The organism is Rhizobacter sp. P5_C2 (genome assembly GCF_054049715.1).
Genome location: NZ_JBFULV010000014.1, coordinates 79555 through 91793 on the forward strand (window position 1 = coordinate 79555; position 12239 = coordinate 91793).

12 protein-coding genes and 1 pseudogene are annotated in these 12239 nt (G+C 67.7%); 6 read left to right on the forward strand and 7 right to left on the reverse strand.

Features of this window, described 5'->3' with window-relative positions:
• The 5 genes from ACXJLU_RS07385 to ACXJLU_RS07405 all read right to left on the reverse strand — a co-directional run bounded on the left by ACXJLU_RS07385 (position 1) and on the right by ACXJLU_RS07405 (position 6216).
• On the reverse strand, positions 1–795 hold the full coding sequence (locus tag ACXJLU_RS07385) for an ABC transporter ATP-binding protein (protein ID WP_457329796.1): 795 nt from the start codon (positions 793–795) through the stop codon (positions 1–3).
• Positions 792–2159: a branched-chain amino acid ABC transporter permease gene (locus ACXJLU_RS07390; RefSeq protein ID WP_457329797.1), complete on the reverse strand. Its 1368-nt coding sequence runs from the start codon at positions 2157–2159 to the stop codon at positions 792–794. Before ACXJLU_RS07390 ends, ACXJLU_RS07385 begins: the two co-directional genes overlap by 4 nt.
• Entirely contained in the window at positions 2156–3103 is a 948-nt protein-coding gene (locus ACXJLU_RS07395; protein WP_457329798.1) for a branched-chain amino acid ABC transporter permease, read from the reverse strand. The genes ACXJLU_RS07390 and ACXJLU_RS07395 overlap by 4 nt, the downstream gene beginning before the upstream one ends.
• Before the next feature lie 67 nt (positions 3104–3170).
• Positions 3171–4418 carry a branched-chain amino acid ABC transporter substrate-binding protein gene (locus ACXJLU_RS07400; RefSeq protein WP_457329799.1) on the reverse strand — a complete coding sequence of 416 codons (1248 nt, stop codon included), beginning with the start codon at positions 4416–4418 and terminating at the stop codon, positions 3171–3173.
• 136 nt (positions 4419–4554) lie between these two features.
• Positions 4555–6216: a 3-(methylthio)propionyl-CoA ligase gene (locus tag ACXJLU_RS07405; RefSeq protein ID WP_457329800.1), complete on the reverse strand. Its 1662-nt coding sequence runs from the start codon at positions 6214–6216 to the stop codon at positions 4555–4557.
• Positions 6217–6456: 240 nt separating this feature from the next.
• On the opposite strand from ACXJLU_RS07405, the gene ACXJLU_RS07410 reads away from it, so the two are divergent.
• From ACXJLU_RS07410 to ACXJLU_RS07430, 5 genes are all read left to right on the forward strand, one after another.
• Positions 6457–7926 (forward strand): protein adenylyltransferase SelO, encoded by a 1470-nt coding sequence (locus ACXJLU_RS07410; RefSeq protein WP_457329801.1) that lies wholly within the window; start codon positions 6457–6459, stop codon positions 7924–7926.
• Positions 7923–8360, forward strand: a complete 438-nt coding sequence (gene msrB / locus ACXJLU_RS07415; RefSeq protein ID WP_457329802.1) for a peptide-methionine (R)-S-oxide reductase MsrB — start codon at positions 7923–7925, stop codon at positions 8358–8360. The genes ACXJLU_RS07410 and msrB overlap by 4 nt, the downstream gene beginning before the upstream one ends.
• Positions 8361–8394: 34 nt before the next feature.
• Complete coding sequence (locus ACXJLU_RS07420) at positions 8395–9066, forward strand: septation protein A (protein WP_457329803.1); 672 nt, start codon at positions 8395–8397, stop codon at positions 9064–9066.
• A gap of 2 nt (positions 9067–9068) precedes the next feature.
• Positions 9069–9335: a BolA family protein gene (locus tag ACXJLU_RS07425; protein ID WP_457329804.1), complete on the forward strand. Its 267-nt coding sequence runs from the start codon at positions 9069–9071 to the stop codon at positions 9333–9335.
• Positions 9336–9457: 122 nt separating this feature from the next.
• Complete coding sequence (locus tag ACXJLU_RS07430; protein WP_457329805.1) at positions 9458–10282, forward strand: peptidylprolyl isomerase; 825 nt, start codon at positions 9458–9460, stop codon at positions 10280–10282.
• Between the two features lie 66 nt (positions 10283–10348).
• On the opposite strand, the gene ACXJLU_RS07435 is transcribed toward ACXJLU_RS07430, so the two are convergent.
• The gene (locus ACXJLU_RS07435) at positions 10349–11032 is read right to left on the reverse strand and encodes an ABC transporter ATP-binding protein (protein ID WP_073464765.1); all 684 of its coding nucleotides are present in this window, start codon (positions 11030–11032) and stop codon (positions 10349–10351) included.
• Here ACXJLU_RS07435 and ACXJLU_RS07440 point away from each other — a divergent pair.
• Complete coding sequence (locus ACXJLU_RS07440; RefSeq protein ID WP_457329806.1) at positions 11031–11690, forward strand: arylesterase; 660 nt, start codon at positions 11031–11033, stop codon at positions 11688–11690. The genes ACXJLU_RS07435 and ACXJLU_RS07440 overlap by 2 nt on opposite strands.
• Positions 11691–11703: 13 nt before the next feature.
• Here the strand turns inward: ACXJLU_RS07440 and ACXJLU_RS07445 are convergent.
• A pseudogene (locus ACXJLU_RS07445) lies at positions 11704–12239 on the reverse strand (hypothetical protein); the annotation flags it as partial.

Consider the following 12239-nt stretch of genomic DNA (forward strand, 5'->3'; position numbering starts at 1 on the left):
TCAGGCCCCGTGCGCCTTGTCGTGCGCTTTTTCGTGCGCCACCAGCACCGAGCCGAGGTACGCCTCCTGCACCTTCGGGTTCGCCCGCACCGCCTCCGGCACGTCGAACGCGATCACCTCGCCGTACACCAGCACCGCGATCTTGTCGGCCAGGCCGAACACCACGCCCATGTCGTGCTCCACCGTCAACAGCGTCTTGCCCACCGTCACCTCGCGGATCAGCTGGATGAAGCGCGTCGTCTCGCTCTTGCTCATGCCGGCGGTCGGCTCGTCGAGCAGCACCACGCTGGCACCGCCGGCGATCGTGATGCCGATCTCCAGCGCGCGCTGCTCGGCATAGGTCAGGTTCATCGCCTGCACGTCGCGCTTCTTGTCGAGCTTGATCATGCGCAGCACCTCGTCGGCGCGGTCGTTCGCGTCGCGCAGGTCGGCCAGGAACTTCCAGAACGCATAGCGGTAGCCCAGCGACCACAGCACCGCACAGCGGATGTTCTCGAACACCGACAGCCGCACGAACAGGTTCGACACCTGGAAGCTGCGCGCCAGGCCCATGCGGTTGATCTCGTAGGGCTTGCGGCCGGCGATCGACGCACCGTTCAGCCGGATGTCGCCGGTGCTGATGCCGAAGCGCCCGCTGATCAGGTTGAACAGCGTCGATTTGCCAGCGCCGTTCGGGCCGATGATCGCGACCCGCTCGCAGGGCTTCACCTGCAGGCTCGCGCCTCGGATGATCTCGGTCTTGCCGAAGCTCTTGCGGACGTCGGTGAGTTCCAGTGCGAAGGGATGCGCGCTCACAAGGCTTCCCTCCGCTTGATCTCTTTCTCGATCTCCTGCTGCGTTTCATCCCACTGCCGCTTGAACTCGCGCCGCGCGACCTCGAACATCGCGATGCCGATCGCCATCACGAACACCGCGCCGAACCAGCTGTCCAGGCCCTGCACGTTCAGCGTGCCGCCCATGAAGCGCAGCGTCGGGCCGAGTGCCGAGTTGAGCTGCACGTGGTAGATCATCTCGACGATCGCCGCCGCACCGGCGAGCGCCACCGCGCCGGTGCCGCCCAGCGCCAGGTACGACGACGCGAGCCGGCGCAGCTTGCCGAAGCCGGCGACCCGCAGGTTCATCATGATCAGGCTCGAGATGCCGCCGGGCGCGAACATCACCATGAACATGAAGACGAGCCCCAGGTAGATCTGCCAGGCCTTCGTGATCTCGGAGAACAGCACGAAGGCCAGCACCAGCAGCACCGCGCCGATGATCGGCCCGAAGAAGAAGAACGCGCCGCCGAGGAAGGTGAACAGCAAATAGCTGCCCGAGCGGAAGCCACCGACAGAATCCGCGGTGACGATCTCGAAGTTCAGCGCCGTCAGCCCGCCGCCGATGCCGGCGAAGAAGCCGGCGATGACGAACGCCAGGTAGCGCACCACCTGCGTGTTGTAGCCGACGAACTCGACGCGCTCCGGGTTGTCGCGCACGGCATTCAGCATGCGGCCGAACGGTGTGCGCGTCAGCGCGTACAGCGCCGCGGTGCAGACGAAGCAGTAGATCGCGATCAGGTAATACACCTGCACCTGCGGCCCGAAGGTGATGCCCAGCACCGCCTTGCCGGCCACGCGGTTCGAGCTGACGCCGCCCTCGCCGCCGAAGAACTCGGGGAACATCAGCGCCATCGCCGCGACCAGCTCGCCGACGCCCAGCGTGATCATCGCGAAGGTGTTGGCCGATTTCTTGGTCGTCACCCAGCCGAGCAGCGCCGCGACGCCCGCGCCGGCCAGCCCGCCGACCAGCGGCACCAGGCTCATCGGCAGCGGCAGGCGGCCGGCCCCGACCAGGTTCATCGCATGGATCGCGAAGAACGCGCCCAGCCCGACGTACACCGCATGGCCGAAGCTCAGCATGCCGCCCTGGCCGAGCAGCAGGTTGTAGCTCAGGCAGATGATGATCATGTAGCCCATCTGCGACAGCATCGTCATCGCGAGGCCGCTGGTGAACAGCAGCGGCGCGACGATCAGCAGCAGCGCGAACACGCCCCACATCACCCACCGGCCGACGTTCCAGGGCCGGAAGTGAATGCGCTGGTGGTGCGGGCCACGCGCTTCGACGCCGGTGGCCGGGGTGGCCGGATCGGGGGCCGGCACGGCGGGTTTCAGCACGGCACTCATCCTTCGCGCGTCCCCATCAGGCCCTTGGGGCGGAAGATCAGCATCAGCACCAGCAGCAGGTACGGCAGGATCGGCGCCACCTGCGAGATCTTCAGCTTCAGCAGCGGGTAGCCGAAGCTCTCGGGCGTGATCGCGAGGCCCGCCCACTGCAGCGCGCCGAGCGCCGACTGGTCGAGCGCGACCGCGAAGGTCTGCACCAGCCCGATCAGCAGCGACGCGACGAACGCGCCGGCCAGCGAGCCCATGCCGCCGACCACCACGACGACGAAGATGATCGGCCCGACCGCGCCGGCCATCGTCGGCTCGGTGACGTAGGCGTTGCCGCCGATCACGCCGGCCAGGCCGGCCAGCGCCGCGCCGCCGCCGAACACCCCCATGAACACCATCGGCACGTTGTGGCCGAGCGCCTCGACCATGTCGGGGTGCGTCAGCGCGCCCTGGATCACCAGCCCGATGCGGGTGCGCGACAGCAGCAGCCACACCGACACCAGCATCAGCAGCGCGACGAACATCATGAACGCGCGGTACATCGGGAACTGCGTGCCGTACAGCGTGAACAGCGGGCCGTCGAGGATGGCCGGCACGCGGTAGTCGACCGCCGAGCGGCCCCAGGTCAGCTGCACCAGCTCGAGGATCACGAACGACAGCCCGAAGGTGATCAGCAGCTCGGCGACGTGGCCGAAGCGGTGCACGCGGCGCAGGCAGAAGCGCTCGAACAGCGCGCCGACCACGCCGGTGAGCAGCGGCGCGACCACCAGCGACGGCCAGAAGCCCAGGAACAGCGTCGTCGTGTACGCGAAGTACGCGCCCAGCATGTAGAAGCTCGCGTGGGCGAAATTGAGCACGCCCATCATGCTGAAGATCAGCGTCAGGCCCGAGCTCAGCATGAACAGCAGCAGGCCGTAGCTGATGCCGTTCAAGAGCGATGTGGTGAAGAACTCCATCGTGTCCTGGATGAAAAATCCCGCGGCGACCGGTGGCCGACCGCGGGATTGTCAGTGGGCGGCGCGCTTACGCTCCCGGACGCTTCATCTGGCACGAGGTCGGCGTGCTCGACACGTAGGGCTCGTAGAACTTGTCCGGCACGAAGGTGTAGCCGGTGCCTTCCACGTTGTACTTGTTCTTCGCGTCGACCTTGCGCCAGGTGCTCAGGTACAGGCCCTGCTGCATCTGGTGGTCGGAGGCGCGCATCGTGATGTCGCCGCTGAAGCCCTTCACCGTCAGGCCCTCCATCGCGGCGGCCACCTTGACCGGGTCGGTGCTCCTGGCCTTGGACATCGCGGCCGGCAGCATCGTGAAGATGTTGTAGATGTCGGTGGTGAAGAAGTCTTCCTTGAACTTCTTGTTGAACTCCTCGGCCACCACCGCGATGTCGCCCGGGATGTTGTTGTGCGCGTACGCGATCATCTTGACCTTGCCCTCGCCGGCCGCGCCGATCGCGGTGGGCGTGCCGATCACGCTCGCGTAGTAGGTGTAGAAGGTGACGTCGAGGCCGGCGTCCTTGGCGGCCTTGATCAGCAGCGTCAGGTCCTGGCTCCAGTTGCCGGTGATCACGGTGTCGGCGCCGCTCTGCTTGATCTTCGCGACGTAGGGCGAGAAATCCTTCACCTGGCCGAGCGGCGTCAGGTCGTCGCCGACGATCTGGATGTCGGGGCGCTTGCGCGCCAGCGTTTCCTTCGCGAACTTCGAGACCTGCTGGCCGTGCGAGTAGTTCTGGTTGATCAGGTAGACCTTCTTGATGGACGGCTGGTCCTTCATGTAGGTCGTCATCGCCTCCATCTTCATCGAGGTGTCGGCGTCGAAGCGGAAGTGCCAGTAGTTGCACTTGCTGTTGGTGAGGTCCGGGTCGACCGCGGAGTGGTTCAGGAACACGATCTCCTTGCCCGGGTTGCGCTCGTTGTGCTTGGACACCGCGTCGATGATGGCGGCCGCCGCGCCCGAGCCGTTGCCCTGCGTCACGTAGCGGAAGCCCTGGTCGATGGCCGCCTTCAGCACGTTCAGGCTCTCTTGTGGCGAGGCCTTGTTGTCGAAGCCGACCACCTCGAAGGTGACGCCGGCCGGGTTCTTCTTGCCGCTGATGCGCTCGGCCATGAACTGGAAGCTCTTCAGCTGGTTCGCGCCGAGGCTCGCGAACGGGCCGGACAGCGGATCGATCCACGCGATCTTGACGGTTTCACCGGCCTGCGCGAAAGCGATGCCGGCATGCAGCGAAAAGGCCGCCGCGACGGAGAGACCGAACAGCTTCCGGGTGAATTCCATGGGAACCTCGCGAGTTGATTGCGACAACGGCGAACGGTAATGGAAGCGGGTAGATGACTGTTTGAGGGACTACCCGACAGGCACTGTCACGGGAGAGACAGGAGCGGCCCGCACAGCGGAATCGAACCGTGCGCCGTCAGGCCGTCGGGAGCTTGTGGTCCTTGAATTTCTCCCGCAGCTTCAGTTTCAGCATCTTGCCGGTCGCGGTGTGCGGGATCTCGTCGACGAAGGCGACGTCGTCCGGGATCTGCCATTTCGCGATGCGGCCCTCGAAGAAGCCGAGCAGTTCCCGGGCTTCCAGCGCGACGCCCGGCTTGCGCACCACCACCAGCAGCGGCCGCTCGTCCCACTTCGGGTGGGCGCAGGCGATCACCGCCGCCTCGTGCACGCCGGGGTGGCCCATCGCGACGTTCTCCAGCTCGATCGAGCTGATCCACTCGCCGCCGGACTTGATCACGTCCTTGCTGCGGTCGGTGATCTGCATGAAGCCGTCAGGGTTGATCGTCGCGACATCGCCGGTCGGGAACCAGCTTTGGCCGTCGATCTCGACCAGCGGCGATTCTCTGGGGTCACCGGTCTTCTGCCCGAAATAGTTCTGGATCACCCACGGCCCGCGCACCAGCAGGTCGCCGGAGGTGTGGCCGTCCCAGGGCAGCGGGCGGCCGTCGTTGCCGACGATCAGCATGTCCACACCGTAGACCACGCGGCCCTGCGTCTCGAGCAACTGGCGGCGGGCTGCATCGTCGAGCCCGACATGCTTCGCCTTCAGCTTCGACAGCGTGCCCAGCGGCGACATCTCGGTCATGCCCCAGGCGTGGATCACCTCGACGCCGTGCTCCTCTTCCAGCGCCCGCATCATCGACGGCGGGCAGGCCGAGCCGCCGATCACCGTGCGGCGGAAGCTGCTGAACTTCAGGCCGTTCTGCTTGACGTAGTTCAGCAGCCCGAGCCACACCGTCGGCACGCCGGCGCTGAAGGTGACCTGCTCCGTCTCGAACAGCTCGTACAGCGACTTGCCGTCGAGGTGCGGCCCCGGCAGCACCAGCTTGGCGCCGACCAGCGCGCCGGCATACGGCAGGCCCCAGGCGTTGACGTGGAACATCGGCACCACCGGCAGGATCGCGTCGGCGGCCGAGCAACCCATCGAGTCGGGCAGCGCCGCCGCGAAGGCATGCAGCAGCGTCGAGCGGTGGCTGTACACGGCGCCCTTCGGGTGGCCGGTGGTGCCGGAGGTGTAGCAGATGCTCGACGCGGTGTTCTCGTCGAACTGCGGCCAGGCGTAGGCGCCATCCTCGGCCTCGACCAGTTCGTCGTAGCAGGCCAGGCCCGGCAGCGGGCTCGCGGGCGGCATGTGCGCGCGATCGGTCATCAGCACGAAGTGCTTGACCTGCGTGAGCTGCGGCGCGAGCTTCTCGACCAGCGGCAGGAAGTTCAGGTCGAAGCACAGCACCTTGTCCTGCGCGTCGTTGGCGATCCATGCGATCTGCTCGGGGAAGAGCCGCGGGTTGATGGTGTGGCACACCAGCCCGGAGCCGGAGCTGCCGTAGTAGATCTCCAGGTGGCGGTAGCCGTTCCAGGCCAGCGTCGCGACGCGGTCGCCGGGCTCGCAACCGAGGCGTGCGAGGGCTTGGGCCAGCTTGCGCGAGCGCAGCTCCAGGGCCTTCCAGGTGGTGCGGTGGATGTCGCCCTCGCAGCGCTTCGAGACGATCTCGGTGTCTGCTGCGTGCCGCGCGGCGTGCACGGCCAGCGAGGAGATCAGCAAGGGCATCTGCATCATCTGGCCCATCAGGCGTGACATGGACTTCTCCCGCGTGGTACGTGCGCGTCAGCGCACAAAACGTTTTTCGGTGCGGGAAATGATAGGAAAGCCACGCTCCGGGGCGGCTGGCTGTTTACCCGTACGGGACGACGACCGTGCCACAGCACAGCTGTACGGGTGGATGGTCGCCCCGTTCCGGCGCTTACCCACCCCGTCGGGTCGGGTCGACCCGCTCGTTACACTTTCGGCCCTATGAGCGCCTTGCCGATTCCCTCCCCGATGCCGCCGCTGCTGGGCCCGCACTGGCCGAACCGCTTTGCGTCGCTCGGTGCCGACTTCTTCACCGAGCTGCCGCCGCAGGGCTTGCCCGACCCGCACTGGGTGGCCTGGAGCGCCGATTGCGCTCGGCTGCTCGACCTGCCGGGCGAGCCGCCCTCCGACGCGCGGCTGCTGGCCGCCCTCAGCGGCAACCTGGCCGAGGCGCCGATGCAGCCGCTGGCCAGCGTCTACAGCGGCCACCAGTTCGGCGTCTGGGCCGGCCAGCTGGGCGACGGCCGCGCGCTGTGGCTGGGCGAGCTGCAGACCCCCGCCGGGCCGATGGAGATCCAGCTGAAGGGCGCGGGCCTCACGCCCTACTCCCGCATGGGCGACGGCCGCGCGGTGCTGCGCTCGTCGATCCGCGAGTTCCTGGCCTCCGAGGCCATGCACGCGCTGGGCGTGCCGACGACGCGGGCGCTCAGCATCACCGGCTCGGCACTGCCGGTGCGGCGCGAGGAGATCGAGACTGCCGCGGTCGTCACGCGGGTCGCGCCGTCGTTCATCCGTTTCGGCCACTTCGAGCACTTCGCGCACACCGAACCGAACGTCGACGCACTGCGCCGGCTGGTCGATTTCGTGATCGACATCGGCTACCCCGAATGCCGTGATGCCGCGCAGCCGGCCGTCGCGCTGCTCGAGGCGGTGGCGCGGCGCACCGCGCGCCTGATGGCCGACTGGCAGGCCGTCGGCTTCTGCCACGGCGTGATGAACACCGACAACATGTCGATCCTCGGGCTGACGATCGACTACGGCCCGTACGGCTTCCTCGACGCCTTCGACCCCGGCCACGTCTGCAACCACTCCGACCACCAGGGCCGCTACGCCTATGCGCGCCAGCCCAACGTCGCGTTCTGGAACCTGCATGCGCTGGCCCAGGCGCTGCTGCCGCTGATCGACGACCAGGAAGCGGCGCTCGAGGCGCTGGAGCCCTACAAGACCGAGTTCGCGGCGACGCTCGATGCGCGCATGAGCGCCAAGCTGGGCCTGGCCGCCACGCAAGACGGCGACCGCGCGCTGGCCGAGGGCCTGCTGCAGCGCATGGCGGCCGACCGTGCCGATTTCAGCATCACCTTCCGCCGCCTCGCCGGCTTCGACAGCCGCGAGGGCGCAACCAACGACGCGCTGCGCGACCTCTTCATCGACCGCGAGGCCTTCGACGCCTGGGCACGGAACTATGCGGCGCGGCTGCGCTCCGAAGGCAGCGTCGATGCCGAACGCGCCTTGCGGATGAACCGCGTGAACCCCAAGTACGTGCTTCGCAACCACCTGGCCGACACCGCGATCCGTGCGGCCCGGGGCGGCGATTTCGCTGAGGTGCAACGGCTGCTGAAAGTTCTGTCGGCGCCCTTCGACGAACAGCCCGAGCACGCGGCGTACGCCGACTTTCCGCCCGACTGGGCGCAACACATCGAGGTGTCCTGTTCATCATGAGTTCGAACGACCACGACCACCGCCCCGACGACGGCAACCCCTACAGCGTCACGAAGACCGACGCCGAATGGCGCGCCCAGCTGAGCCCGATGCAGTACGAGGTGGCGCGCCACGCCGCCACCGAGCGCGCCTTCACCGGCAAGTACTGGGACCACTTCAAGGCCGGGCGCTACGACTGCGTCGGCTGCGGCACGCCGCTGTTCGCATCCGACACCAAGTTCGACGCCGGCTGTGGCTGGCCGAGCTATTCGGAGCCGATCAACAGCGAGGTCGTCGAGCGCGTGGTCGACCGCAGCCACGGCATGGTGCGCGTCGAGGTGCGCTGCAACAACTGCGGCTCGCACCTGGGCCACGTCTTCGAGGACGGCCCGGAGCCGACCGGCGAGCGCTTCTGCATCAACTCGGCGGCGATAGACTTCGCCCCCAAGCCTTGACTACGCCCCCGTCCTTGCCGACTGCGCCCTCCTGATGACCCTGCTGCTCGATTTCCTTCCGCTGCTGCTGTTCTTCGGCACCTTCAAGTTCGCCGACACCAACAAGGATGCAGCCGCGGCCTTCGCGAGCGAGCATTTCGGCTTCCTGGTCTCGGGCGGCAGCGTCGGCCCCAACGAGGCCGCGGTGCTGCTGGCCACGCTGGTGGTGATCGCCGCCACCTTGCTGCAGGTGCTCACGCTGAAGCTGCTGCGCCGCAAGGTGCACACGATGCTGTGGGTGACGCTGGCGCTGGTGGTGGTGCTGGGCGGCGCGACGATCTGGTTCCACAACGCCACCTTCATCATGTGGAAGCCCAGCGTGCTGTACTGGGTGATGGGCCTGGCCTTCTGGTTCAGCCAGAGCGTGCTCGGCAAGAACATCCCGCAGAAGCTGATGGGCGAGCAGCTGGTGCTGCCGGCGGCCGTCTGGCAGCGCCTGAATTTCGCATGGGTCGCATTCTTCGGACTGATGGGCTTGTTGAATCTTTACGTGGCTTACAGCTTCACGCAGTCGACCTGGGCCACCTTCAAGGTGTTCGGTGCGACCGGGCTGATGCTGGTCTTCGTGCTGGGCCAGGGGTTCTATCTGAGCCGCCATCTGCCGGATGAAGACAAGCCCGTGCCGCCGGTCGAGCCGGCCAAGGAAGCGTCCGGAGAGCGAGGCTGAGCATGGCCGTCAGCTCGCACGAGATCGAGGCCGCGCTGCGCGAGGCGCTGCAGCCCGACAGCCTCGCGATCACCGACGACAGCCACCTGCATGCCGGCCATGCGGGGGCCCGTGAAGGCCGGCACTTCAGCGTGCAGGTGGTGAGCGCGCAGTTCAACGATCTGTCACGTCTGAAGCGGCATCGCCTCGTATATGATGCCCTTCGAACCTTGATTCCGCGCGGCATACACGCTCTGGCCATCGAGGCCCGCGCGCCGGGTGAAAGCTGATCCAAAGACGTGACGGTGACCTTCCCGGGTCCCACGGCAGCACCCACCCATCCCGCACGGTATCTTCTCCATTCGTCCCCCGTTCGCACCCATGCGATTCCCCGTTGAAAGGCCATAAGCCCATGAAGAAGTCGACCCTTGCCCGCCACGCTTCGCTGCTGGTGATCAGTGCTGCCCTGTTCGTGCCGGCGGCGATGGCCCAGAACGTGGCGATCGTCAACGGCAAGCCCGTGCCGAAGTCGCGCGTCGAAGCGCTGCTGGCGCAAGCCACCAAGCCCGGCCCGCAAGGCGCCCAGCCGCGCACCGCCGAACTCGAGGCGCAGGTGCGCGACGAGGTCGTGCTGCGCGAGATGTTCATGCAGGAAGCCGAGAAGCGCGGCCTGACCGGCAGCGCCGACTACAAGCAACAGCTTGAACTGGCCCGCCAGAGCATCCTGATCCGCGAGCTGTTCAACGACTTCCAGAAGAAGAACCCGGTGGTCGATGCCGACGTCCAGGCCGAGTACGAGAAGTTCAAGGCGCAGGCCAGCGGCACCGAGTACCACGCTCGCCACATCCTGGTCGAGAAGGAAGAAGACGCGAAGGCCCTGATCGCGCAGATCAAGGGCGGCGCGAAATTCGAAGACCTCGCGAAGAAGAATTCGAAGGACCCGGGATCGGGTGAGAACGGCGGCGACCTCGACTGGGCCAACCCCGGTTCGTACGTGCCCGAGTTCTCGCAGGCGATGATCAAGCTGAAGAAGGGCGAGATGACGCAGGAGCCGGTGAAGACGCAGTTCGGCTACCACATCATCAAGCTGGAAGACACGCGCGATGCGCAGTTCCCGCCGCTCGAAGAAGTGAAGCCACAGATCCTGCAGCGCCTGGGCCAGCAGAAGCTCGCCAAGTTCCGCGACGAGATCCGCGCGAAGGCGAAGACCGACTACAAGTTCTCGACCGCGAACTGAGGCCTGTCGGCTTCAAACAGAGGGCGCCTGCGGGCGCCCTTTTTCATGGCCGGCTCGGTCAGCAGCTCACACCGCCTCGGCCACCACCAGCCGCCCCGCCTCGATGTGCAACTGCCGGTCGCAGCGCGCCGCGATGCCGCGGTCGTGCGTGACCAGCACCAGCGTCGTGCCCGATTCGCGGTTCAGCTCGAACATCAGCTCCATCACCTTCTCGCCGGTCGCGAAATCGAGGCTGCCGGTGGGCTCGTCGGCCAGCAGCACCGCCGGCTTCACGACGAAGGCGCGCGCCAGCGCAACACGCTGCTGCTCGCCGCCCGACAGCACCTTCGGGTAGTGCGACAAGCGCTCGCCCAGGCCCACGCGGCGCAGCATCTCGGTGGCCAGCGCCCGTGCATCGTTGCGGCCCTGCAGCTCGAGCGGCAGCATCACGTTCTCGAGCGCGTTCAGGTTGCCCAGCAGCTGGAAGCTCTGGAACACGAAGCCGAGTTGCGCGGCCCGCACCGCGGCGCGCGCATCCTCGCCGAGCGCGAAAAGATCGTGGCCGGCCAGGCGAACCGTTCCGGTGCTCGGCGTGTCCAAGCCCGCGATGATCGACAGCAAGGTGCTCTTGCCCGAGCCGGACGCACCGACGATGGCGGCCGATTGGCGCGCGGCGAGCGCGAACTCGATCTCGTGGAGAATGGTCAGCACACCGGTCGAGTCCTGCACCTGCTTGGTGACACGCTCGACGGAAATGATGGATTCGGACATGAATGCTTCTGCAGGTAGACGGCTCACGCGACGCGCGTTGCTGGTTCACTGTACCTTGCTTGCCGCGGCCAGCGCCGTGCCGGGGGTTCACGCGGCCGCGCCGCGCCGCGTGCTGGTGCTCGGCGACAGCCTGTCGGCCGAGTACGGCCTGCAGCGCGGCGAAGGCTGGGTCGCGTTGCTCGGCGAGCGGCTCGCGCGCGACAAGATCGCCGCCAGCGTCGTCAACGCGAGCATCAGTGGCGACACCACCTCCGGCGGCCGCTCGCGCCTGCCGGCGTTGCTGAAGCAGCACCAGCCGGGCATCGTCGTGATCGAGCTCGGCGGCAACGATGCGTTGCGCGGCCTGCCGCTCTCGATGACGCGCGACAACCTGCTCGCGATGGTGCGCGCTGCCAAGCAGGCCGGCGCCAAGGTGCTGGTGGTCGGGATGCAGGTGCCGCCGAATTACGGCCGACAGTACGGTGCCGATTTCGCCGCGCTGTTCGCGCAGGTCGCGAAGACCGAAGACACCGGCCTCGTGCCCTTCCTGCTGAAGGGCGTGGCCGACTCGCCGCAGGCCGACGCGATGTTCCAGCCCGACCGCATCCACCCGATCGCGAAGGCCCACCCGACGATGCTCGACAACGTCTGGGCGGGCCTGAAGCCGATGCTCGGCTGAGCGCCGGAGGCGCTCAGCGCTCGCGCTCGTTGTTGTTGCGGCGCTCGGGGCGTTCCTGGCGCTCCTGCCGTTCCTGCCGCTGTTCGACGCGGGGCTGCTCCTGGCGCGGTTGCGCCGGCTGCGGCACACGCACCTCAGGGGCGCGCGGCGGCGGCTGAACCTGAGGCGCCTGGGGTGCCTGCGGCTGTGGACGCTGCGGCGCCTGCGGCTGCTGCACTTGCGGCGGACTCGGGCGCTGCACCTGCGGCGCCGGTTGCTGCACCTGGACCTGCGGCGCCGGCTGTTGCTGCTGCGGCACCGGGCGCGGCTGCAGTTGCGGCTGGCCGCCCACCGGGGCAGGCCGCTCGCCGCGGTCACCGCGCGGGTTGCCGCGCGATTCGCCGTTCTGGTTCACCGGCATCGGATGGCGACGCTCCGGCGTGTTCACCGTCGGCACCGGCGGCTGGGTCGCGTTCGCGACCGGCGGGCGGTTGCCGCCGGGCCGCTCGCTGTTGTCCGGCACGTCGCGGCCAGGGCGCGGGCGCGGCGTGACGCCGGGCTGCTGCGGCT

Excerpts from the sequence above, each read along its gene's own strand:
- ACXJLU_RS07390 (WP_457329797.1), bottom strand. The coding sequence starts at position 2,159 with ATGAGTGCCGTGCTGAAACCCGCCGTGCCGGCCCCCGATCCGGCCACC.
- ACXJLU_RS07395 (WP_457329798.1), bottom strand. The coding sequence starts at position 3,103 with ATGGAGTTCTTCACCACATCGCTCTTGAACGGCATCAGCTACGGCCTG.
- ACXJLU_RS07400 (WP_457329799.1), bottom strand. The coding sequence starts at position 4,418 with ATGGAATTCACCCGGAAGCTGTTCGGTCTCTCCGTCGCGGCGGCCTTT.
- ACXJLU_RS07405 (WP_457329800.1), bottom strand. The coding sequence starts at position 6,216 with ATGTCACGCCTGATGGGCCAGATGATGCAGATGCCCTTGCTGATCTCC.
- ACXJLU_RS07410 (WP_457329801.1), top strand. The coding sequence starts at position 6,457 with ATGCCGCCGCTGCTGGGCCCGCACTGGCCGAACCGCTTTGCGTCGCTC.
- msrB (WP_457329802.1), top strand. The coding sequence starts at position 7,923 with ATGAGTTCGAACGACCACGACCACCGCCCCGACGACGGCAACCCCTAC.
- ACXJLU_RS07420 (WP_457329803.1), top strand. The coding sequence starts at position 8,395 with ATGACCCTGCTGCTCGATTTCCTTCCGCTGCTGCTGTTCTTCGGCACC.
- ACXJLU_RS07425 (WP_457329804.1), top strand. The coding sequence starts at position 9,069 with ATGGCCGTCAGCTCGCACGAGATCGAGGCCGCGCTGCGCGAGGCGCTG.
- ACXJLU_RS07430 (WP_457329805.1), top strand. The coding sequence starts at position 9,458 with ATGAAGAAGTCGACCCTTGCCCGCCACGCTTCGCTGCTGGTGATCAGT.
- ACXJLU_RS07440 (WP_457329806.1), top strand. The coding sequence starts at position 11,031 with ATGAATGCTTCTGCAGGTAGACGGCTCACGCGACGCGCGTTGCTGGTT.
- ACXJLU_RS07435 (WP_073464765.1), bottom strand. The coding sequence starts at position 11,032 with ATGTCCGAATCCATCATTTCCGTCGAGCGTGTCACCAAGCAGGTGCAG.